This is a genomic window from Acidovorax sp. SUPP3434 (genome assembly GCF_030159015.1).
In the GTDB taxonomy this organism is placed as follows: Bacteria; Pseudomonadota; Gammaproteobacteria; order Burkholderiales; family Burkholderiaceae_C; genus Paracidovorax.
In genome coordinates this window covers 72,551-92,759 of record NZ_BQXL01000010.1, presented here as the reverse complement: position 1 = coordinate 92,759, position 20,209 = coordinate 72,551, and the positions used below count along the sequence as shown (strand labels likewise).

Sequence of the window (20,209 nt, the reverse complement as noted above, 5' to 3'; positions counted from 1 at the left end):
TGGGTCTGGGAAAGGGTGGATGCGAACCGGCAACGGCCGCCAGGGACCGTCACCACGATGTCGACCCACTGTATTGCAAATCTTTCCAGACATAAACCGCCTGAAAATCTCAGAACCAGTGACTTTTACGCACAAATGAAGAAAGCGGCGGCGGGGTCCGGGCGGGGTTGCGCCGCCGCCCGGAGCGCCTTCGGCGCCCGTCAGCCGCGCCCGGCCATGGCCCGCGCGTCCACCCTTCGGTCGTATTCGTCGCCCGTGAGAAACCCCAGCGTCACGGCGGCGGCCTTCGGCGTGATGCCGCGTTCCATGGCCTCGCGCGTGATGCGGGCCACGCGGTCGTAGCCCAGCACCGGGTTCAGGGCGGTGGCCAGCAGCAGGGCGTTGTCCACGTTGGCGGCCAGGCGGTCGGTGTCGGCCTCGATGCCCTGCACCAGCCGCTCGGCGAACACGCGGGCGCTGTCGGCCAGCACGCGGATGGACTGCAGCAGGTTGTGGATGAGCACCGGCTTGGCCACGTTCAGCTCGAAGTGGCCCGATGCGCCGGCCAGCGTGATGGTGGTGTGGTTGCCCATCACCTGCCAGGCGGCCTGCGCCACCACCTCGGCGATGGTCGGGTTGCGCTTGCCCGGCATGATCGACGAGGTGAGCCCGTCGTCCGGGATGCGCAGCTCGCCCAGGCCGCAGCGCGGGCCCGAACCCAGGAGCCGCAGGTCGTTGGCGATCTTGGCCAGCGACGCGGCGACCACGTTCAGCGCGCCGGACACCTCCACCAGCGCATCGTGCGCGCCCATGCCCTCGAATTTGCTCGGGTTGGGCGTGAACGCCAGGCCGGCCAGCGCGCTGGCCTCCTCGCAGAACGCCACATCGAAGCCGGGCGGCGCATTCAGCCCCGTGCCGGCCGCGGTGCCGCCCTGCGCCAGCAGGCACAGGCGGGGCAGGGTGGCGTGCAGCCGGTCGATGCCATGGCCCACCTGGTGGGCGAAGGCGTCGAAGCCCTGGCCCAGCGTCATGGGCACGGCGTCCATCAGGTGGGTGCGCGCGATCTTCAGCACGCCGGCGAAGGCGGTGGCCCGCTCCTGCAGGCGCGACTGCAGCAGCGCGAGCGCGGGCACCAGTCGGTCGCGCAGCTCCAGCGCCGTCGCCAGGTGCATCACGGTCGGAAAGCTGTCGTTGGACGACTGCGAGGCGTTCACGTGGTCGTTCGGGTGCACCGGGCTGCGCGTGCCCGGCGGCTGGCCCAGGCGCTGGTTGGCGCGGTTGGCCAGCACCTCGTTGGCGTTCATGTTGGTCTGCGTTCCCGAGCCCGTCTGCCAGATGGTGAGCGGAAAGTGCGCGTCCAGCAGGCCGGTGCGCAACTCCTCGGCGGCGGCCTCGATGGCATCGGCGCGCAGGGCGTCCAGCACGCCCAGGCGGCGGTTGGCGCGGGCCGCCGCCTGCTTTTGCAGGCCGAAGGTGTGCAGCAGGCAGGCCGGGAAACGCTCCTCGCCGATGTCGAAGACCGCGAGCGCGCGCTGGGTCTGCGCGCCCCACAGGCGGTCGGCGGGAATCTCGACCGGCCCGAAGGCGTCGTGCTCGGTGCGGGTGGCGGCGCCCATGCGGTCAGTCCAGCGAGATCCTGGCCTCGGCCGCCACCTTGCGCCAGCGCTCCACCTCGGTGGCGGTGTGTCTGGCCAAGGCGTCCGGCGTGTACTGGTCGTCCGGCAGCATGCGGATGCCCTGCGCCGCCATCCTGTCGGTCCAGGCCTTGTCGGCCAGGGCCTTGGTGTAGGCCTGGTAGACCTTCTGGATGGCCTCGCGCGGCGTGCCCTTGGGGGCGTAGATGCCGTACCAGGTGGCGGTCTCGAAGCCGGGAATCACCTTCTGGCCCAGCGGGGGCACGCCCGGGAACTGCGGCATGGCCTTGTCGGAGGTGAGCGCCACGGCGCGCACGCGCTCCCCGGCCAACTGGGGCAGGGCGGTGTTGGTCTGGTCGAACATCGCATCGACCTGGCCGGCCACCAGGTCGGTCATGGCCGGGGCCGCGCCCTTGTACGACACGGAGGTGATCTCGACCTTCGCGCGGCTGGCGAACAGCGCCGCCACCAGGTGCGAGGTGGAGCCCACGCCGGCGTTGCCGAAGTTGAGCTTGCCCGGGTTCTGCTGGCCGTGGGCGATCAGGTCCTCGGCCGTCTTGTATGGCGAGTTCTTGCCCACCAGCAGCACCAGGGGCGTGTCGGGGAAGCGGAAGACGGCGTCGAAGTCCTTCACCGGGTCGTAGGCCAGCTTCTTGTACAGCGAGGGCGCGGCGCCCATGTACCCCATGTGGCCGACGAGGAAGGTGTAGCCGTCCGCCGGCGCGCGCGCCGCCTTGGCGCTGCCGATGGTGCCGCCGGCGCCCGGCGTGTTCTCGATGATGATCTGCTGGCCCAGCTGCGTGCTCGTGCGCTGCGCGATGTCGCGCGCCATGGCATCGGTGGGGCCGCCGGCGGCGAAGGGCACGATCCAGGTGAGCGGCTTGGCGGGGTAGCCCTGCGCCTGGGCGGCGAAGGCCAGGGTGGCGGCGGCCAGCGCCATGGCGGCGCGGCGGAAGGTCGAAGGTTGCATGCGTGTCTCCGGTTGACGTTCTTGGGAATCAGCTTTTTTTCTGCGCGCGCGACAGGGCCAGGGCGCGGTCCACCATCCCGGGCGCGGCGCCCAGGTAGTTGCGGGGATCGGTGAGGCGGTCGATCGCCGCGCGGTCGAAGTGGGCCGACACCTCGGGCAGCCGCGCCAGCGCTTCGGCCAGCGTGCCGCCCTGCGTGTTCACGGTGCGGCAGGCGCCGTAGACGATGTCGTGCGCCTGCTGGCGGCCGGTGAACGGGGCCAGGCCCATCATCACGGCCTCGGCCACGATCAGGCCGTCCGTCATGTCCAGGTTCCTGGCCATGCGGTCTTCGTTGACGATCAGGCCGTCGAGCATGAAGCGCGCCTGGTTCAGGGCCCCGGCGGTGAGCACGAAGCTCTCGGGAATGGCGATCCATTCGGCGTGCCACGGGCCGGTGGCGCGCTCCAGGTCCTGCACCATGGCGTCCAGCATCAGGCCGGCATGCTGGCGCACGGACTTGGAGGCCGCCAGCATCAGCTCGCTGGAGATCGCATTGCGCTTTTGCGGCATGGTGCTGCTGGCGCCGCGGCCAGGCACGAAAGGCTCGAACACCTCGCCGAACTCCGTGGCCGACAGCAGCATCACGTCGTAGGCGATCTTGCCCAGCGAGCCGGTCACCAGGGCCAGGAAGTTCACCGCCTCGGCCAGGCCGTCGCGTGCCACGTGCCAGGTGGTGGCGGGCACGCCCAGCTGCAGCTCCTCCATCAGCAGGCCCTGCACCTCCAGCCCGCGCTCGCCCAGCGAGGCCAGCGTGCCCGCTGCGCCGGCGAACTGGCCGACGAGCACGCGCTTTTTCAGCTCCTGCAGCCGCTCGGCATGGCGGTCGAACATCGCCAGCCAGATGGCGGCCTTGTAGCCGAAGGTGATGGGCAGCGCGTGCTGCAGATGGGTGCGCCCGGCCATGGGCGTGTCGCGGTAGCGCTCGGCCAGGCCGGCCAGGATGCCGCGCAGGGCCGCGATGTCGGCCTCCACCAGCGCCAGCGCGTCGCGCACCTGCAGCACCGTGGCCGTGTCCATGATGTCCTGGGTGGTGGCGCCCCAGTGCACGTAGCGGCCGGCGTCGCCGCATTGCTTCACCAGCTGGTGCACCAGCGGCAGGATGGGGTAGCCGACAATGTCGGTCTCCTGGCGCAGCAGCTCGAAGTCGAGCGCGTTCAGGTCGCAGCGCGCGGCGATCTCGCGGGCCGCTTCGGCCGGAATCACGCCGCAGCGGCCTTGCGCGGCGGCCAGCGCCACCTCCACTTCGATGTAGCGGGCGACGAGCGTGCGGTCGGCGAAGATCGCGCGCATGGCGGGCGTGCCGAACGCGTCGCGAAAGAGCAGCGAGTCGATGGCGGTGCTGGAGGCGAAGGCAGGGGTGGTCATGGTGTCGGTGGGTTGCGTCGGCGTCCGCAGGTGATTAAGTTCGGACATATGAATTATTGTGTTTATGTACGTACATAAAGAAAATCCGGGTTTACCCCGGATGGAAGGCTGCGCCCATGGCTGAGCCGCGCTACGCGCTGGTGGCGCGCCATCTGTCGGAACGCATCGCCGCGGGCGAATACGTGGTGGGCGCACTGCTGCCGACCGAGCTGGAGCTGTGCGACCGCTACGGCGTGAGCCGCCACACGGTGCGCGCCGCGATCTCGGAGCTGCAGCAGTCCGGCCTGGTGTCGCGCCGCAAGAAGGTGGGCACGCGCGTGGAGGCGGCCACGCCCAATGCGCATTACCAGCAGACGCTGGCCTCGCTGGACGACTTGGTGCAGTTCGGCGCCACCCACGTGCGCGAGGTGCGCCGCATCGAAGAGGTGGTGCTCGACCGCGAACTGGCCGCCGAGCTGGGCTGCGCCGCCGGCAGCCGCTGCCTTGCCATCGCCAGCCTGCGCCGGGACGGTGCCGCGCCGCACCTGCCCATCGCCTGGACGGTGGTCTATGTGGATGCGGCCCGCTTCGACGCGCGGGAACTGGCCGAACACGTGCGCGTCGCGCCCGACGTGCTGGTCAGCAGCCTGCTGGAGGCGCAATACGGCCTGCGCATCGCCAAGGTGCGGCAGGACATCGTGGGGGCGCTGGTGCCGGAGTCGCTGGCCGAAGAGCTGCAGGCGCCCGCCGGTTCCGCGGCGCTGAAGATCGTTCGCCGCTACGTGGACACCGGCGGCGAGCTGATGGACGTGAGCGTGACGCTGCACCCGGCCAGCCGCTACACGCTGTCGATGCAGCTCACCCGCGCGGCCGTCTAGGCGCGGCTGCGGGAGCGATCGGAGCGGGGCGGGGCGGCCCCGTGCAATTCATGGGGCAGAGTTTGCTATTGTTTTGATAGCTATATGCCCTAGAATTGATTGCACTGGTGCCCGATTTCGCTTGAAGTCCTACGTCAGCAATCAGCGCGGAACCCGCATGCATCCGTGACATCCATCCGCATAATCGGCGCCCATGGACAAGCTCAAGGCCTTCGAGTCATTCGTGTCGGTGGCAACGCGCGGCAGCCTCACCGCCGCCGCCAAGGCCGAAGGCGTGGCCCCGGCCATCATGGGGCGCCGGCTCGATGCGCTGGAAGAGCACCTGGGGGTCAAGCTCATGGTGCGCACCACGCGGCGCATCCACCTCACGCACGAGGGCAGCGCCTTCCTCGAAGATTGCCAGCGCCTGCTGTCCGACGTGGCGAATGCCGAGGCCAGCGTGTCCGCCGGCGGCGTCAAGGCCACCGGGCACCTTCGCATCACCGCGCCGGCGGGTTTCGGCCGGCGCCACGTGGCGCCGCTGGTGCCGCGCTTTCGCGACCTGCATGCCGAGGTGACCATCTCGCTCAACCTGAGCGACCGCGTGGTCGATCTGGCCGGCGAGGGGTTCGACTGCGCGGTGCGCGTGGGCGACCTGCCCGATTCTTCCCTGGTGAGCGTGCGCATCGCCGACAACCGGCGCCTGTGCGTGGCCACGCCGGCGTACCTGGCGCGCCACGGCACGCCGCGCCATCCGGGCGACCTGGCGCAGCACGCCTGCCTCACGCTCTCCAGCGACGCCTCGCAAACGCGCGGCTGGGCCTTTCGCATGCCCGCGGCCGAGGGCGGCGGCACCGAGGTCGTGCACTTCAAACCCGGCGGTCCGCTGGACTGCTCGGACGGGCAGGTGCTGCACGACTGGTGCCTGGGCGGCTGGGGCATCGCCTGGCGCAGCACCTGGGAGGTCGAGGCCGAGATCGCCGCGGGCCGCCTGGCCGCGGTGCTGGAGGACTTCGCCGCGCCGCCCAACGGCATCTACGTGGTCTTTCCCCAGCGCAAGCACATGCCGCTGCGCGTGCGGCTGTGGATCGACTACCTCAAGCACCATTACGGCCAGCCCGAGTTCTGGCGCCGCACGGCGGGCCCTGCCGCCGCCCCATTCACCCAAGAAGGAGCCTTGCCATGACCCACCATTCCCCACCGAGGCGGCGCCCCACCGCGGCGTGCGCCGCGGGCATGGCCAGGCCGGAACGCGGCCGCGCGGGTGCGGCGCTGGTCCTGCTGGCCGCCGCGGCCTTAATGGCCGGCTGCGCGGGCGGGCCGCCAACGGCTCCCGCTGCGCCCCAGGCGCCCGTGGCGGGGCGAAGCCCGGCCCCGGAGTCCGCACGGCCGGCCGCTCCCGGCCCCGGGCCCGCCGCGGCACGCGGCGCGCAGGCGATTCCTCCGGGCATCGTCAGCGTGGAGTACGACGAGCCGTCCCGTTTCAGCGATGCCCGCATGGGCCCGCACGAGTCCGACCGTGCGCGCCGGGCGTGGGTCGATGCCTTGTGTCAGCACCTGTCCGAACGCGCGGCCGCCGCGCTGCCCGATGGCGAGCGGCTGGCGGTGCGCATCACCGACGTGCAGCGCGCGGGCGGGTTCGAGCCCGGGCGCGGCGCGCAACTGGCGCAGGTGCGCATCGTGCGCGACGTGTATCCGCCGCGCATCGACCTGGAGTTCCAGCGGACGGCGGCCGATGGCCGCGTGCTGCAGTCCGGTCGCCGCGAGCTGCGCGATCCGTCGTTCCTGTCCCGCGCGGGGCGGGGCGGCAGCGATCCGATGCGGTATGAAAAGGCGCTGCTCGACGACTGGGTGCGCCAGGACATCGGGGCGCCGGCGCCGCAGTGATGCGGCGCGGGCGGTGCCCCGTTGCGCTGCCTGCGCGGGTCAGCGGCCGGGCCCGACGACCGCCGGGTCCTTCAATGCCGTGTTGATCCGGTCGATGTAGGCGCTGGCGTTGGCATTGCCCGGGTCAGGGTTGCCCGACACGTAGTACGCCAGCCCCTGCTGCAGGCCGCCATGGTCGGCCACGCGCTGGGCCAGGTTGGACGCGGCCATGCGCAACTGCGTCGTCACGCTGCCCTGGTATTGCTCGGTGGACACCTTCTGGCCGCCGACCCGTTCGTTGCCGGGGCCGCCATCCGCCCATTCGCGGCCGTCCAGGAACTTGCGGGAAATCTGCCCCAGGCCGATGGAGGTGTTGTTCTCGCCGGCGCGGCCCAGGTCGCCTTCCAGCTTCATGGCGCCCTGGAAGCCCTTGGAGAAGGCGTTGGATTCCACCTCCAGCTGGGCGCGGAACACGTTGGGGTCGAGGCCGTATTCCCTGGCCGTGGCATCGGCCGCCTTGCCGAAGTCCGCCTGGGTCTGGATCTGCGCGTCCTTTTGCGACTCGTCGCCGCGCAGCACCGGCTCGAATTTCGGGTGGACCTTGCCCGCGCCTTCCGCCACGCTCTGCGTGCCGAAGTCGTTGCCTGCCGTGCCGCTGCCGGGAATGGCCGGGCTGGTAGAGGGCGCTGGTGCCGGGACCGTGTCGGCGGTGCCGCCGTGCGTTGGCGTGGGAGCCGGAGCGCCCGAGGGGGGGCTGGCCGGACCGGCGGACGGGCTGGGTGCCGGGCCAGGTGATGGACTGGGTGACGCGCTGGGGGGCGCGCTGGGGGGTACGCTCGCGGGGCTGGAAGCCGGGGTGCCGCCGGGCTGGCTGGACGGCGCGTCGTCTTTCTTGCCCAGCTTCTCCAGCAGGCTGACGAGCAGCATTTCCAGGACCTTTTTGATGAGATCCTGCTGAAGGGTGGTGCTCTGGCCGCCCGGGAGCCAGGCGTTGGGCTGCGTGTGGGAGATGGACTGGATCGGCATGGACATGCCTCGCAACAATGGAGAGGCTTTCACTGTTGCGCGAGTCCCAGGGATTGCGCACGCGCACCCGAAGCGCTGCACCGGCGAACGAAACGCGGCGCAGGCTGCCGTAGGCGCGCTACCATCGCGCCGCCCCCACTCCAAGGAACGCCACATGACCACCGAAGCCCTGCTGGCCTATGCCCATTTCCTAGCCATTCTCACCATGGTCACCTTCCTGGCCAGCGAAGCCGCGCTGTGCCGCCCGGCCTGGCTGAACGCGGCCGCGGTGGAGCGGCTGGCGCAACTGGACCGGTTCTATGGCATCGCGGCCCTGGCCGTGCTGGCCACGGGGCTGGCCCGCGTCGGCTGGGGCATCAAGGGTGCGCAGTGGTATGGAATGCAGCCGCTGCTGCATGTGAAGGTGGGGCTCTTCGTGGTGGTCGGGCTGATCTCCATCGCGCCCACCCTGCGGTTCCTGCGCTGGCGCAAGGCCCTGCGCGCCACGGGCGCGCTGCCGGACGAGGCGGCGATCCGCAGCACCCGGCGCCTGGTCATGATCGAGGCGCACCTGCTGGTGCTGATTCCGCTGGCGGCCACGTTCCTCGCGCGGGGCGTCGGCACCCGCTGAACGCCCCGCGCCCAGCAAAAAAGCCCCGCAATGCGGGGCTTTTTGACGAAAGGCGGGCCGGTGGCCGGATCAGGCGGCGGGCTTGTTGCTCAGGCACTGCTTCATGAAGGCCTTGCGCTCGTCGCCCTTGAGCGCCTTGGTCTTGGCGTCGGCATTGCAGGTGGTCATCTTGCCCTGCTGGGCGGCCTGCTTGTCGGCGCTCAGGCAGTCCTTCATGAAGGCCTTGCGTTCGTCGCCCTTGAGCGCCTTGGTCTTGGCATCGGCGTTGCAGGTGGCCATCTTGCTCTGTTGAGCGGTGGGGGCCTTGGCCGGCGCGGAGGCGGCGGCTGCGGGGGCATCGGCGGCATGCGCCGTGGCGAAGGAGAGGGCGAGGCCGGCGGCGGCCACCACGGAGAGCAGATTCTTCATGTCGTATTCCTGCAAAAAGTGGATAGGAAGCCCCCCGTCGACGCGCACCCCGCGAGGCTGTTCAGCATAACGTCATGGCCGAAAGTTTGGATGACGGGCGGCCCGTAGAATCGCCGCATGCTCTCCGTCAAACAGGAATTGCTCGCGGCGCTCGCCGGCGAGCTGGAAAAATTGTCGCCCGGCGCTGCCGGGCGTGCTGCTTTTGAATCCCCCAAGGTGGCCGCGCACGGCGATTTCGCCTGCACCGCCGCCATGCAGCTGGCCAAGGCCGCCAGGCAGAACCCCCGGCAACTGGCCGAAACGCTGCGCGAGGCCCTGCTGGCCACGCCGGCCTTCGGCCGCTGGGTCGAGGCGCTGGAGATCGCGGGCCCCGGCTTCATCAACATCCGCCTGAAGCCCGCCGCCAAGCAGGAAGTGGTGCGCGAAGTGCTGGCCGCCGGCGAGCGCTTCGGGCAACAGCCGGACAACGGCCGGAAGGTGCTGGTCGAGTTCGTCTCGGCCAACCCCACGGGCCCGCTGCACGTGGGCCACGGCCGCCAGGCGGCCCTGGGCGATGCGATCTGCAACCTCTTCGCCACGCAGGGCTGGAAGGTGCACCGCGAGTACTACTACAACGATGCGGGCGTGCAGATCCATACGCTCACGCACAGCACGCAGTTGCGCGCCAAGGGCTTCAAGCCCGGCGACGACTGCTGGCCCACCGATCCCGAGAATCCCGCCAGCAAGGGGTTCTACAACGGCGACTACATCCAGGACATCGCCAACGACTTCCTCGCGAAGAAGACGGTGCAGGCCACCGACCGCGCCTTCACGGCCAGCGGCGATGTGGAGGATGTGGAGTCCATCCGCAACTTCGCGGTGGCCTACCTGCGCTACGAGCAGGACAAGGACCTGCAGGCCTTCAACCTGAAGTTCGACGAGTACTACCTGGAGTCGAGCCTGTACACCAGCGGCCGCGTCGAGGCCACGGTGAACCGGCTGGTCGCCAATGGCCAGACCTACGAGCAGGACGGCGCGCTGTGGCTCAAGTCCACCGACTACGGTGACGACAAGGACCGCGTCATGCGCAAGCAGGACGGCAGCTACACCTACTTCGTGCCCGATGTGGCCTACCACATCTCCAAATGGGAGCGCGGCTACACCAAGGTCGTCAACATCCAGGGCACAGACCACCACGGCACCATCGCCCGCGTGCGCGCCGGCCTGCAGGCCGCCGACGTGGGCATTCCGCAGGGCTACCCCGACTACGTGCTGCACACCATGGTGCGCGTGGTCAAGGGCGGCGAAGAGGTCAAGATCAGCAAGCGCGCCGGCAGCTACGTGACCCTGCGCGACCTGATCGAGTGGACCAGCAAGGACGCCGTGCGCTTTTTCCTCCTGAGCCGCAAGCCCGATACCGAATACACGTTCGACGTCGATCTGGCCGTGGCGCAGAACAACGACAACCCGGTGTACTACGTGCAGTACGCGCATGCGCGCATCTGTTCGGTGCTTGAGCAGTGGGTCGTAGAAACACTAGGTTGGCCTGCAATTCCGAAAAATGCGGAAAACGCATTTAAGGGGGTTCTGCTTGATTTGGTGGTTGCGATAACAACTCATGTCGATGTACCACGCAAGGTGGTCCATGAGATGTCCACGCTTCTTGCGAACTCCGAAGCGACTGTTTTGGCGGGTTCGTTTTCAGCGAAAGTTGAACAGGTTCAAACATGGTTTGAGAAAAAAGATGTGCACGCTATTGGCCGCGTAATAAATGACTTGGACGTAGGTGTTTGGCATGTTGGAAAGCACGCAAAAAAACTGTTAGACGCATTGCGTGGTAGGACGCCGAAGGGGTTTCCCCTCATTTGTGTTGAAAATTTGAGCGCTTACATAGCCCAGTTCGAAGTTCGCGGAGAGCTAATTCCAAAAATTCTGACTGAATTTGGTCTTCCGATCTTAGATTCAGCTAATTTGTCTTCTCTTACGCATCCAGCGGCCTTGCAGTTGTTGATGCAATTGGCCAAGTACCCCGAGATGCTCACCGCCGCGACCGAAGGCGAGGCGCCGCACGACGTCACCTTCTACCTGCGCGACCTGGCCGCCAGCTACCACAGCTACTACGACGCCGAGCGGATCCTGGTGGACGACGAAGCCGTCAAGCGCGCGCGCCTGGCGCTCGTCGCCGCCACCGCACAGGTATTGCACAATGGCCTGGCCGTGCTGGGCGTATCGGCGCCAGCCAGAATGTGAGTGTTTACGGATATGACAAAACAGCAACGTGGGGGCACCGCCATCGGCTTCATCCTCGGGGTGGTCGTGGGCCTGGGGGCGGCGTTGGGCGTGGCCGTGTATGTGACCAAGGTGCCGGTGCCCTTCCTCAACAAGGGCGGTGCGCGCAATGCCGACCAGGACGCCGCCGAATCCCAGAAGAACAAGAACTGGGACCCGAATTCGCCGCTGTACGGCAAGAACCCGGCGCGCCCGCCCGTGCCCGCCAGCTCGACGCCCGCAGTGGCCGGTGTCGCACCGGCCCCCGCGAGCACCGCTTCGGTGCCGGCCGCCGTGGCCGCCGCTTCGGCGCCCCGGGGTGCCGCCAGCAAGTCGGCCGCTTCGTCCGATCCGCTGGGCGACCTGGCCAAGGCCCGGGCCGCCAGCGCGCCCGGCGGCGCCGAGCCGTTCGACTACTTCGTGCAGGCCGGTGCCTTCCGCACCCAGGGCGATGCGGATGCGCAGCGCGCCAAGCTGGCCATGCTGGGCTGGGAGGCCCGGGTGAGCGAGCGCGAGCAGAGCGGCCGCACCGTCTTTCGCGTGCGCGTCGGCCCCTTCACCAAGCGCGACGATGCCGAAATGCTCAAGGACAAGCTCGATGGCGCGGGCGTCGAATCCGCGCTGGTGCGCGTGCAGCGCTGAACTTTTCCCGCAGGCTGCCGCTCACAACCCTCTGACCGAACAAGGAGTGTCTTTTTCATGAAACGCCGCGAGTTTTCCCTGTCCACCGCCACGGCCGTGGCCGCTTCCGCCCTGACGCTGCCCCTGGCGACGCCCGCCATGGCCCAGGCCCGCCAATTCAAGGAAGGCAAGGACTACGTCAAGCTCGCCAAGCCCGTGGCCAGCGACGTGCCCGCCGGCAAGGTCGAGGTCATCGAGTTCTTCTGGTACAGCTGCCCGCACTGCAACGCCTTCGAGCCCACGCTGGAAGCCTGGATCAAGGCGGCGCCCAAGGACCTCGTCATCCGCCGCATGCCCGTGGCGTTCAACTCCAGCTTCGCACCGCAGCAAAAGCTGTACTTCGCCCTGGAAAGCATGGGCAAGGTCGGCGATCTGCACGCCAAGGTGTTTCGCGCCGTGCACGTGGAAAAGCAGGCCCTCAACAAGGACGACCTGATCTTCGAATGGATCGGCAAGCAGGGCGTGGACGTGGCCAAGTTCAAGGAGGCGTACAACTCCTTCTCCGTGTCCAACCAGGTGCGCAAGGCCGCCCAGCTGCAGGAAGCCTACGGCGTGGAAGGCGTGCCCTCGATGGGCGTGGCCGGCCGCTACTACACCGATGGCACCATGGCCGGCAACATGCAGGGCGTGCTGCAAGTGGTGGAGTACCTCGCTTCCACCGCCGCCAAGGGCGGTTGAGTCCCCTGCTTCCGTGCGATGCAAGCCCGCGTTTGCGGGCTTTTTCTTTGCTGCTCCCGGATCGCGCCAAGGGGTGGCTACAATCTTTGCAAGATTCGTGCCCTATGAGAAAACGCCTCCTACCGATCCTCCTGCTTGCCGCCCTGGCTTTCGCCATGGGGGGCGCCCGCGCCGAAAAGGCCGACCGCAACAAGCCCATGAACATCGAGGCCGATGCACTGCGCCACGATGAGCTCAAGCAAACCAGCGTCTTCACCGGCCGCGTGGTGGTCACCAAGGGCACCATCCTGCTGCGCGGCGCGCGGCTGGACGTGCGGCAGGACCCCGATGGTTTCCAGTACGGCACCATGACGGCCGAGGCCGGCAAGCGGGCCTTCTTCCGGCAAAAGCGCGACACGGCGCCCGGCATGCCCGACGAGTTCGTCGAGGGCGAGGGCGAAGTCATCGAGTACGACGGCCGGGCCGATCTGGTGCGGCTCATCCGCCGCTCGGAACTGCGCCGCTACCGCGAATCCACCCTCACTGACGAGATGGCCGGTGCCCTCATCGTCTACAACAACCTGACCGACGTGTTCACCGTCGATGGCCAGAAGGCCGCCCCCGCCGGCAGCAACACCGCGGCCACGCCCGGAGGCCGCGTGCGCGCGGTGCTCTCGCCCAAGGAGACTCCGGCCAAGGCCGGGGCGCCCGCTGCGGCCCCCACCTCGCCGGCCCCCGCCCTGCGGCCCAGCGGCGAACTGGGCGGCGGCGCGAAGTGATGGCGGCGGCACACCCTTCCGACGCCTCGGCGGCCGGCAACACGAGCCGGCTGGAGGTCGAGCACCTGGAGAAGTCCTATGGCAGCCGCAAGGTGGTCAAGGACGTGTCGATGGTCGTGCAAAAGGGCGAGGTCGTCGGCCTGCTCGGCCCCAACGGCGCGGGCAAGACCACCTCGTTCTACATGATCGTGGGGCTGGTGCGCAGCGACGGCGGCGACATCCGCATCGACGGCCATTCGGTGGCCGACATGCCCATCCACCGCCGCTCGCGGCTGGGCCTGTCCTACCTGCCGCAGGAAGCGTCGATCTTCCGCAAGCTGACGGTCGAGGAGAACGTGCGTGCCGTGCTGGAGTTGCAGCGCGACGAGAACGACAAGGCCCTGAGCCGCGACGAGATCGAGTCGCGCCTCACCGCCCTGCTGCAGGAGCTGCGCGTGGAGCATCTGCGGGCCTCCCCGGCCCTGGCGCTCTCGGGCGGCGAGCGCCGCCGCGTGGAGATCGCGCGGGCCCTGGCCACGCAGCCGCGCTTCATCCTGCTCGACGAGCCGTTCGCGGGCATCGACCCCATCGCCGTGATCGAGATCCAGCGCATCATCGGGTTCCTCAAGGCGCGGGGCATCGGCGTGCTCATCACCGACCACAACGTGCGCGAGACCCTGGGCATCTGCGACCACGCGTTCATCATCAGCGATGGGCGCGTGCTGGCGCGGGGCACGCCCTCCGAGATCGTGGACAACGCCGAGGTGCGGCGCGTGTACCTCGGCGAGCATTTCAGGATGTGAGCATGGCGTCCACGCTGGTCATCGTGTTGACTGCGCTGCTCCCCGCGGGGGCTCTCGCGCCTCGGGGCGGCCCGGCGGCACCGGTGTGATGAAGCCGGGGCTGTCGCTGCGCGTCTCGCAGCATCTGGCACTCACGCCGCAGTTGCAGCAGTCCATCCGGCTGCTGCAGTTGTCCACCCTGGAACTGTCGCAAGAGGTCGAGCAGATGCTCGACGAAAACCCCTTCCTCGAACGCACCGCCGAAGAGGCCGCGCGCGAAGAATTCGGTCTGCCGCAGGCCGATGCGCCCGTGAGCGAGGACGACCGCTACACCGAAGAAGCCATCTATTCCGGCGCGCCCGGCGAGTCCAGCGCGGCGGTGGAGCCCTCTTCGGAGGGCGATGCCGCGAGCGCCGCCGAGGCTCCGGGCAGCGCCGACGCCCCCGACTGGGAAGGCGACGGCACCGTCGAGATGGCGCCGGACGACGGCGAATGGGGCGGCGACGCTCCGGCCCGCACGCGCACGGCCGGCGAGGGCGACGAAGCCGACGCCACCGAACTGGCCCGCAGCCACGAGTCGCTCACCGCCTACCTGCACCGGCAAGCGCTGGGCCTGCGCCTGTCCGAGGTCGACACCGCCGCGTTGCGCTGTCTCATCGAGTCGCTCAACGACGATGGCTACCTGGACGAGTCGCTGCCGTCGCTCGCCGTGAGCCTGGCGGGCGAGGACGACACCGAGCAGGTCGAGGAGCTGGTGCACCGCTTCACCGTGGCGCTGGGCCTGCTGCAGAGCCTGGACCCGGTAGGCGTGGGCGCGCGCGGACTGGCCGAGTGCCTGACCCTGCAGCTCAAGGCGCTGCGCGAGGACGGCGAGGGCGACCCCGACGTGGTGCAGACCGCGCTGCGCATCTGCCAGCAGCCGCTGGAGATGCTCGCGCGGCGCGACGTGCGCCGCCTGGCGCAGGCCTGCGGCGGCGGCGAGGAGCGCACGCGCGCGGCCATGGCGCTGATCGCCCGCCTGGAGCCCCGGCCCGGCCGCGCCTTCGCCGAGGTGGAGCGCAACATCATCGTCCCCGACGTCATCGTGAAGAAGACCGGGCGCGGCACCCAGCAGAACTTCAGCGTGCAGCTCAATCCCGACGTGATGCCGCGCCTGCGTGTGCACGACATCTACGCCGGCGCGCTGCGCGGCAACCGCGGCGGCGAGGGCCACCAGGGTCTGCAGCAGCGGCTGCAGGAGGCGCGCTGGTTCATCAAGAACATCCAGCAGCGCTTCGACACCATCCTGCGCGTGTCGCGCGCCATCGTGGACCGGCAGAAGAACTTCTTCGTGCACGGCGAGCTGGCCATGCGGCCGCTGGTGCTGCGCGACATCGCCGACGAGCTGGGCCTGCACGAGTCCACCATCAGCCGCGTGACCACGGCCAAGTACATGGCCACGCCGCAGGGCACGTACGAGCTCAAGTATTTCTTCGGCTCGGGCCTGGGCACCGAGACCGGGGGCAACGCCTCCAGCACGGCGGTGCGGGCGCTCATCAAGCAGTTCGTCTCGGCCGAGAGCCCGGCCAAGCCGCTGTCTGACAGCCAGATCGCTGAGATGCTGAAGGAGCAGGGCATCGAGTGCGCGCGCCGCACCGTGGCCAAGTACCGCGAGGCGCTCAAGATCGCGCCGGCCAACCTGCGCAAGGCGCTGTAGCGCCCGCGCCGCGAAAGACGCCGGCCCCTCAGCCCAGCAGTTGCGGATTCAGCCGCCAGACCGTGAAGTTCAGCGCGGCGGCGAAGGTGATCCAGGCCAGGTAGGGCACCAGCAGCGCCCCGGCCAGCGGCCGCAGCCGCCAGAACGCCACCAGAGTGGCGGCCACGCAGCACCACAGCAGGCCGATGTCGGCCAGCGCCCAGGCGCCCTGGTGCCATTGGAAGAACAGCCAGCTCCACAGCGCATTGAGCGCCAACTGCACGGCGAACAGCCACAGCGCGCGCCGGCGCAGGGCCCCCGCGGGCTCGCGCCACACCAGCCAGGCGGCGATGCCCATCATGGCGTACAGCGCGCTCCACACCGGCCCGAACAGCCAGGCCGGCGGCGCCCAGGCCGGCTGGGTGAGCTGGGCGTAGAACTGCGGCGCCTGGACCGAAGCGATGCTGCCGATCGCGGCGGCCACGAAGGCGATCGCGAGCCAGCCGGCCAGGGCGAGCCAGGTGCGTGGCGTGAGGGGGGCTCGGCCGGGGCGGGCCGGCGCCGAAGGGGCGCGCGAGGGCGGGGTGGGGGTCATCGCGCCATCATGGCCGCGAGGGGGGCTTGGCGCCGTCAGCGAAGGCCGAAAGAAGGTCGCGCGCGGGCTTGGATCGCCACCCGGCGCCCTTGTGCTTCACCATGGGCCGGCGCCGCAACGCCCGGGCCTGCGCCCGTGGCCCCTCGGCCGGGCGATGTCGCAAAAAGCATTTGCTATTAAATTAGTAGCTGCATGCCCTAGTAGTTATTGCGCTGGAGACGGTTTCTTATCGCATGGTCAGGGCGCGGTTCGCGCTGCCCGCGGGGCCACCCCGCGATGGCGCTGCGGCCCCGTGGGCGTCGAGCTTGAAGCCGGCCACCGCGTCGGCCAGTTGCGCCGCCTGCTGCTGCAGCGACTGCGCGGCGGCGGTGGCCTCTTCCACCAGCGCGGCGTTCTGCTGGGTGGACTGGTCCATCTGGCTCACGGCGCTGCCGATCTCGGCGATGCCGGTGCTCTGCTCCTGGCTGGCGTTGCTGATCTCGGCCACGATGGCGGTCACGCGGCGCACGCTGTCCACCACCTTTTCCATGGTGGCCCCGGCGTCCTGCACCAGCTTGCTGCCGGCATCCACCTGGGTGACCGAATCGTCGATCAGCGCCTTGATCTCCTTGGCGGCCGTCGCGCTGCGCTGGGCCAGCGTGCGCACCTCGCTGGCCACCACCGCGAAGCCGCGGCCCTGCTCGCCGGCGCGGGCGGCTTCCACCGCGGCGTTGAGCGCCAGGATGTTGGTCTGGAAGGCGATGCCGTCGATCACGCCGATGATGTCCACGATCTTGCGGGCCGAGGCGTCGATGCCGCCCATGGTCTTCACGACCTGGCCCACCACGCTGCCGCCGTGCGTGGCGATCTCCGAGGCGCCCGAGGCCAGCGTGTTGGCCTGGCGCGCGTTCTCGGCGTTCTGCTGGACGGTGGCGGTGAGCTGCTCCATGGCGGCGGCCGTCTCCTCCAGGGAGCTGGCCTGCTGTTCGGTGCGCGAGGACAGGTCCTGGTTGCCGCTGGCGATCTCGCTGGTGGCCAGGCGCACGGATTCGGACGAGGCGCGGATCTGCACCAGCACCGCCGCGATCTTGTCCACGAAGTGGTTGAAGGCGCTGGCGATCTGGGTGAGTTCGTCGCTGCCATGGGTGGACAGGCGGCGCGTCAGGTCGCCGTCGCCCGAGGCGATGTCTTCCAGCGCATCGCGCACCACGCCCAGGCGGCGCAGCTGGTGGCTCACCGCCACGGTGACCAGTGCGACGGCGGCCAGCACGCTCAGCAGCGTGATGACGATGGCCACCTGCAGCAGCGCGCGCACCGATTGCGTGGCCTCGGCGCGGTCGATGGCGATGGCCAGCGTCCAGGGCGTGCCCTGCACCTTGGCGGCGTAGAGCATCTGGTCGGCGCCGTCGATCTGCACGTCGGTGCGCTCGTTGCGTTCGGCCAGGCGTTTGATGAGCGCGGCGTCCAGACTGCCCGCGATCTCGGAGACGGGTTTGAGCGCCATGCCCGGCTTGGCATACGCCAGGATCTTGCTGTCGCCGTCCAGCAGGAAGGCGAAGCTCCTGGCGATCGGGTGGATGGCGTTGACCTTGGCGGTTACGGAATCGAGGTAGATGTCGGTGGCCACCACGGCCGTGGGCTGGCCGGCCGGGCCGGCGGGCTCTGCGAAGGTGATGGTCAGCTTGCCGCTGCTCGCGCCCACGTAGGCGGGGGTGATGACGGGGCCGCCCGCCTGCGCTGCCTGCTTGTACCAGGGGCGCGAGGTGCCGTCGTACCCCTCCGGGACCTTGGTGAGCGCCATGTGGCGCTTGTCCGCATAGGTGAAATACACCAGGTCGAACGCGCCGGCCTGCTTGATGGCGCGCAGCATGGGCAGCGGGTCCGGCTGCTCGGTGGCGACCTTCAGGGACGAGGTGATCCGTTGCTTTTCGCGCACCCATTCAGCCACTTCGTCGGCATGCAGGCGGGTGAGCCCGCCCACGTTCTCGTCCAGCTGCGCCAGCGTGTCCTTGCGCACCACGAAGAAAGTGACCAGCGCCAGGGCCAGCAGCGACAGCACGGTGATGGCGACGCAGATGCCGATGAGGCGTGCACGCAGGCTTTTGAACATGAAGTACCTTTGCAAATGGATACACACAAGGGTTCATTCTGACAATTGGTTGACCCAGGGCAAATGACAACTCTGGGGTTCTGCTAGGTGGAAACCCGAATGCCTCGGATGGCTCGGTCTTCGGCACGCCTGCACCCCCGCGGGCAGGTGCGTACGGCCCCTCGGCCGCGCAGCGGGGCTGCCAGCGCGTATCCTCGGGGCCGTCTATGAACCAACTGCAACTTTTCCTGCCCTGCGCCGCTGGCGTCGAGGGCTTTCTGGCCGACGAGGTGCACGGCATCACCGGCCTGACCGGCCAGGACCTGCTCACCGGCCGGGGCGGCGTGCTGCTGCGGGCCTCCTGGCGCGACGCGCTGATGCTCAACCTGCACAGCCGCCTCGCGCAGCGCGTGCTGGTGCAGCTCGGCCACCGGCCGTACCGCTCCGAGAACGACCTGTACGCCGCCGCGAGCGAGGTCGCCTGGGAGATCTGGTTCACCCCGCGCCAGAGCTTCAAGATCGACGTCACCGCCCAGCACAGCCCGCTCACCAGCCTGAACTTCGCCGCGCTGCGCGTGAAGGACGCGGTGGCCGACCGCTTCCGCGCCAAGACCGGCGTGCGCCCGGACGTGGACACCCAGTGGCCCGACGTGCGCATCCACCTGCACCTGACCACCGACGAGGCCACGGTGTACATCGACACCTCGGGCGAGCCGCTGTTCAAGCGCGGCTGGCGCGAGGACAAGGGCGACGCCCCGCTCAAGGAAACCCTGGCCGCCGCCATGATCGCGGCCACCGGCTGGGACCCGCAGGGCGACGTGCCGCTGTACGACCCCTGCTGCGGCAGCGGCACCGTGCTGATCGAGGCGGCGCAGATGGCCTGCCACATCCCCGCCGGCATGCAGCGGCGGTTCGCCTTCGAGAAGCTGCTGCCGTTCCAGGCCCATGTCTGGTCTGCTATCAAAAATGAAGCAGAACAGGCAATCAAACCGCCGGCAGTGGGCATCTTCGGCTCGGACGTGTCGCACCGCATGGTGGACTTCGCCCAGCGCAACGCCGAGCGCGCGGGCGTGGCCCAGGCCATCGAGCTGCGCGGCGGCGACGCGCTGCAGCGCATGCCGCCCACCGCCCAGCCCGGCGTGATGCTGCTGAACCCGCCCTACGGCGAGCGCATCGTCGCCGCGGGCACGGCCGGGCGCAGTGCGTCCGAGCGCGCCGGCCACGTGGAGCGCGCGGGCCGCGAGACGGCGCAGACCGAGGACGGCGGCGAGTTCTTCAGCCAGCTCGCCACGCACTGGAAGAAGAACTTCTCCGGCTGGCAGGGCTGGATGCTCACGCCCGACCTCAAGCTGCCCGGCAAGATGCGCCTGAAGGAGTCGCGCCGCGTGCCCATGTGGAACGGCCCCATCGAGTGCCGCCTGTTCCGCTTCGACATGGTGCGCGGCTCGGCGCGCGAGCGTCCCCCCCGGCCCGTGGAAAGCCCGCCCGATGCGGGTTGAGCTGCGCCTGCCGGCGCAGGCCGCGGCCGGCGAGGTCCCCCGCGCGGTGGTGGTGGACACCAACATCGTGCTGGACCTGCTGGTGTTCGCCGACCCCGCCGTGGCGCCGCTGCGCGAGCTGCTCGCCCAGGGGCGGCTGCAGTGGGTGGCCACGCAGGCCATGCGCGACGAACTGGAGCGTGTGCTGGCCTACCCGCAGATCGTGCCGCGCCTGGCGTTCTACGGCCTGGATGCCGCGGCCGTGCTGGGCGCCTTCGACGCCCGGGTGCGCGTGGTGCCCGAGGCGGCGCGCGTGCCCTCGGTGTGCAAGGATGCGGACGACCAGAAGTTCATCGATCTGGCCGTGGCGCACCGCGCCATCCTGCTGTCCAAGGACAAGGCCGTGGTCTGCATGCGCAAGCGCCTGCTGGCGCAGGACGCGCACGTGGCGACCGTGCTGGTGCTGGAACCCGCGGCGTGCGCCGCTTGACCCGGCCCGCCCACGCCACCCGCCGCGCACGCGGCGCCTCCAAC

Annotated in this window: 19 protein-coding genes; 12 read left to right on the top strand and 7 right to left on the bottom strand. The window is 69.5% G+C overall.

The genetic code is table 11. The features are described 5' to 3' along the window. Window positions 1-200: 200 nt before the first annotated feature. From AVKW3434_RS16090 to AVKW3434_RS16080, 3 genes are read right to left on the bottom strand one after another with little or no spacing between them, the layout of a single operon-like run. A complete protein-coding gene (locus AVKW3434_RS16090) occupies window positions 201-1,595 on the bottom strand; it encodes a class II fumarate hydratase (RefSeq protein ID WP_284406660.1) in 1,395 nt (464 codons plus the stop codon). Window positions 1,596-1,599: 4 nt separating this feature from the next. Continuing rightward, complete coding sequence (locus AVKW3434_RS16085) at window positions 1,600-2,583, bottom strand: tripartite tricarboxylate transporter substrate-binding protein (RefSeq protein ID WP_284406659.1); 984 nt, start codon at window positions 2,581-2,583, stop codon at window positions 1,600-1,602. A gap of 28 nt (window positions 2,584-2,611) precedes the next feature. Further along, a complete protein-coding gene (locus AVKW3434_RS16080) occupies window positions 2,612-3,988 on the bottom strand; it encodes a class-II fumarase/aspartase family protein (protein ID WP_284406658.1) in 1,377 nt (458 codons plus the stop codon). A gap of 116 nt (window positions 3,989-4,104) precedes the next feature. Between AVKW3434_RS16080 and AVKW3434_RS16075 the strand changes: the two genes are divergently transcribed. The 3 genes from AVKW3434_RS16075 (at window position 4,105) to AVKW3434_RS16065 (ending at window position 6,711) form a co-directional block, all read left to right on the top strand. Further along, complete coding sequence (locus tag AVKW3434_RS16075) at window positions 4,105-4,845, top strand: GntR family transcriptional regulator (RefSeq protein ID WP_284406657.1); 741 nt, start codon at window positions 4,105-4,107, stop codon at window positions 4,843-4,845. Between the two features lie 193 nt (window positions 4,846-5,038). Beyond that, window positions 5,039-6,010, top strand: a complete 972-nt coding sequence (locus AVKW3434_RS16070; RefSeq protein WP_284406656.1) for a LysR family transcriptional regulator — start codon at window positions 5,039-5,041, stop codon at window positions 6,008-6,010. Further along, the gene (locus tag AVKW3434_RS16065; RefSeq protein WP_284406655.1) at window positions 6,007-6,711 is read left to right on the top strand and encodes a DUF3016 domain-containing protein; all 705 of its coding nucleotides are present in this window, start codon (window positions 6,007-6,009) and stop codon (window positions 6,709-6,711) included. Before AVKW3434_RS16070 ends, AVKW3434_RS16065 begins: the two co-directional genes overlap by 4 nt. Window positions 6,712-6,750: 39 nt before the next feature. Here AVKW3434_RS16065 and AVKW3434_RS16060 read toward each other — a convergent pair whose 3' ends face one another. After that, on the bottom strand, window positions 6,751-7,716 hold the full coding sequence (locus AVKW3434_RS16060) for an FmdB family transcriptional regulator (RefSeq protein ID WP_284406654.1): 966 nt from the start codon (window positions 7,714-7,716) through the stop codon (window positions 6,751-6,753). Between the two features lie 154 nt (window positions 7,717-7,870). Between AVKW3434_RS16060 and AVKW3434_RS16055 the strand changes: the two genes are divergently transcribed. Continuing rightward, window positions 7,871-8,326: a DUF2214 family protein gene (locus tag AVKW3434_RS16055; RefSeq protein ID WP_284394754.1), complete on the top strand. Its 456-nt coding sequence runs from the start codon at window positions 7,871-7,873 to the stop codon at window positions 8,324-8,326. Between the two features lie 69 nt (window positions 8,327-8,395). Here AVKW3434_RS16055 and AVKW3434_RS16050 read toward each other — a convergent pair whose 3' ends face one another. Beyond that, window positions 8,396-8,734: a PsiF family protein gene (locus AVKW3434_RS16050; RefSeq protein WP_284406653.1), complete on the bottom strand. Its 339-nt coding sequence runs from the start codon at window positions 8,732-8,734 to the stop codon at window positions 8,396-8,398. A 117-nt stretch (window positions 8,735-8,851) separates the two neighbouring features. Between AVKW3434_RS16050 and argS the strand changes: the two genes are divergently transcribed. From argS to AVKW3434_RS16020, 6 genes are all read left to right on the top strand, one after another. Further along, window positions 8,852-10,963 carry an arginine--tRNA ligase gene (gene argS, locus AVKW3434_RS16045; protein ID WP_284406652.1) on the top strand — a complete coding sequence of 704 codons (2,112 nt, stop codon included), beginning with the start codon at window positions 8,852-8,854 and terminating at the stop codon, window positions 10,961-10,963. A gap of 12 nt (window positions 10,964-10,975) precedes the next feature. Beyond that, on the top strand, window positions 10,976-11,623 hold the full coding sequence (locus tag AVKW3434_RS16040; RefSeq protein ID WP_284406651.1) for an SPOR domain-containing protein: 648 nt from the start codon (window positions 10,976-10,978) through the stop codon (window positions 11,621-11,623). Between the two features lie 57 nt (window positions 11,624-11,680). After that, complete coding sequence (locus AVKW3434_RS16035; RefSeq protein ID WP_284406650.1) at window positions 11,681-12,340, top strand: thiol:disulfide interchange protein DsbA/DsbL; 660 nt, start codon at window positions 11,681-11,683, stop codon at window positions 12,338-12,340. A gap of 104 nt (window positions 12,341-12,444) precedes the next feature. After that, complete coding sequence (lptA, locus tag AVKW3434_RS16030) at window positions 12,445-13,098, top strand: lipopolysaccharide transport periplasmic protein LptA (RefSeq protein ID WP_272565719.1); 654 nt, start codon at window positions 12,445-12,447, stop codon at window positions 13,096-13,098. Continuing rightward, window positions 13,098-13,880: an LPS export ABC transporter ATP-binding protein gene (gene lptB, locus AVKW3434_RS16025; protein ID WP_284394373.1), complete on the top strand. Its 783-nt coding sequence runs from the start codon at window positions 13,098-13,100 to the stop codon at window positions 13,878-13,880. The genes lptA and lptB overlap by 1 nt, the downstream gene beginning before the upstream one ends. Window positions 13,881-13,968: 88 nt before the next feature. Next, the gene (locus tag AVKW3434_RS16020; protein ID WP_284406649.1) at window positions 13,969-15,555 is read left to right on the top strand and encodes an RNA polymerase factor sigma-54; all 1,587 of its coding nucleotides are present in this window, start codon (window positions 13,969-13,971) and stop codon (window positions 15,553-15,555) included. 28 nt (window positions 15,556-15,583) lie between these two features. Here the strand turns inward: AVKW3434_RS16020 and AVKW3434_RS16015 are convergent, their stop codons facing one another. Together AVKW3434_RS16015 and AVKW3434_RS16010 are read right to left on the bottom strand one after the other, a co-directional pair. Further along, window positions 15,584-16,129: a TspO/MBR family protein gene (locus AVKW3434_RS16015; RefSeq protein ID WP_284406648.1), complete on the bottom strand. Its 546-nt coding sequence runs from the start codon at window positions 16,127-16,129 to the stop codon at window positions 15,584-15,586. Window positions 16,130-16,355: 226 nt separating this feature from the next. Then, window positions 16,356-18,218 carry a methyl-accepting chemotaxis protein gene (locus AVKW3434_RS16010; protein ID WP_284406647.1) on the bottom strand — a complete coding sequence of 621 codons (1,863 nt, stop codon included), beginning with the start codon at window positions 18,216-18,218 and terminating at the stop codon, window positions 16,356-16,358. A gap of 206 nt (window positions 18,219-18,424) precedes the next feature. Here AVKW3434_RS16010 and AVKW3434_RS16005 point away from each other — a divergent pair, with 206 nt between their 5' ends. Both AVKW3434_RS16005 and AVKW3434_RS16000 read left to right on the top strand, forming a co-directional pair. Continuing rightward, window positions 18,425-19,696, top strand: a complete 1,272-nt coding sequence (locus AVKW3434_RS16005; protein WP_284406646.1) for a THUMP domain-containing class I SAM-dependent RNA methyltransferase — start codon at window positions 18,425-18,427, stop codon at window positions 19,694-19,696. Beyond that, window positions 19,686-20,165 carry a putative toxin-antitoxin system toxin component, PIN family gene (locus AVKW3434_RS16000; protein ID WP_284406645.1) on the top strand — a complete coding sequence of 160 codons (480 nt, stop codon included), beginning with the start codon at window positions 19,686-19,688 and terminating at the stop codon, window positions 20,163-20,165. The genes AVKW3434_RS16005 and AVKW3434_RS16000 overlap by 11 nt, the downstream gene beginning before the upstream one ends. The last annotated feature ends 44 nt before the right edge of the window (window positions 20,166-20,209 follow it).

Excerpts from the sequence above, each read along its gene's own strand:
- AVKW3434_RS16010 (WP_284406647.1), bottom strand. The coding sequence starts at position 18,218 with ATGTTCAAAAGCCTGCGTGCACGCCTCATCGGCATCTGCGTCGCCATC.
- AVKW3434_RS16060 (WP_284406654.1), bottom strand. The coding sequence starts at position 7,716 with ATGCCGATCCAGTCCATCTCCCACACGCAGCCCAACGCCTGGCTCCCG.
- AVKW3434_RS16090 (WP_284406660.1), bottom strand. The coding sequence starts at position 1,595 with ATGGGCGCCGCCACCCGCACCGAGCACGACGCCTTCGGGCCGGTCGAG.
- AVKW3434_RS16075 (WP_284406657.1), top strand. The coding sequence starts at position 4,105 with ATGGCTGAGCCGCGCTACGCGCTGGTGGCGCGCCATCTGTCGGAACGC.
- AVKW3434_RS16015 (WP_284406648.1), bottom strand. The coding sequence starts at position 16,129 with ATGACCCCCACCCCGCCCTCGCGCGCCCCTTCGGCGCCGGCCCGCCCC.
- AVKW3434_RS16055 (WP_284394754.1), top strand. The coding sequence starts at position 7,871 with ATGACCACCGAAGCCCTGCTGGCCTATGCCCATTTCCTAGCCATTCTC.
- AVKW3434_RS16005 (WP_284406646.1), top strand. The coding sequence starts at position 18,425 with ATGAACCAACTGCAACTTTTCCTGCCCTGCGCCGCTGGCGTCGAGGGC.
- AVKW3434_RS16035 (WP_284406650.1), top strand. The coding sequence starts at position 11,681 with ATGAAACGCCGCGAGTTTTCCCTGTCCACCGCCACGGCCGTGGCCGCT.
- AVKW3434_RS16020 (WP_284406649.1), top strand. The coding sequence starts at position 13,969 with ATGAAGCCGGGGCTGTCGCTGCGCGTCTCGCAGCATCTGGCACTCACG.
- AVKW3434_RS16080 (WP_284406658.1), bottom strand. The coding sequence starts at position 3,988 with ATGACCACCCCTGCCTTCGCCTCCAGCACCGCCATCGACTCGCTGCTC.
- AVKW3434_RS16040 (WP_284406651.1), top strand. The coding sequence starts at position 10,976 with ATGACAAAACAGCAACGTGGGGGCACCGCCATCGGCTTCATCCTCGGG.
- AVKW3434_RS16050 (WP_284406653.1), bottom strand. The coding sequence starts at position 8,734 with ATGAAGAATCTGCTCTCCGTGGTGGCCGCCGCCGGCCTCGCCCTCTCC.
- lptB (WP_284394373.1), top strand. The coding sequence starts at position 13,098 with ATGGCGGCGGCACACCCTTCCGACGCCTCGGCGGCCGGCAACACGAGC.
- AVKW3434_RS16070 (WP_284406656.1), top strand. The coding sequence starts at position 5,039 with ATGGACAAGCTCAAGGCCTTCGAGTCATTCGTGTCGGTGGCAACGCGC.
- lptA (WP_272565719.1), top strand. The coding sequence starts at position 12,445 with ATGAGAAAACGCCTCCTACCGATCCTCCTGCTTGCCGCCCTGGCTTTC.
- AVKW3434_RS16085 (WP_284406659.1), bottom strand. The coding sequence starts at position 2,583 with ATGCAACCTTCGACCTTCCGCCGCGCCGCCATGGCGCTGGCCGCCGCC.
- AVKW3434_RS16000 (WP_284406645.1), top strand. The coding sequence starts at position 19,686 with ATGCGGGTTGAGCTGCGCCTGCCGGCGCAGGCCGCGGCCGGCGAGGTC.
- argS (WP_284406652.1), top strand. The coding sequence starts at position 8,852 with ATGCTCTCCGTCAAACAGGAATTGCTCGCGGCGCTCGCCGGCGAGCTG.
- AVKW3434_RS16065 (WP_284406655.1), top strand. The coding sequence starts at position 6,007 with ATGACCCACCATTCCCCACCGAGGCGGCGCCCCACCGCGGCGTGCGCC.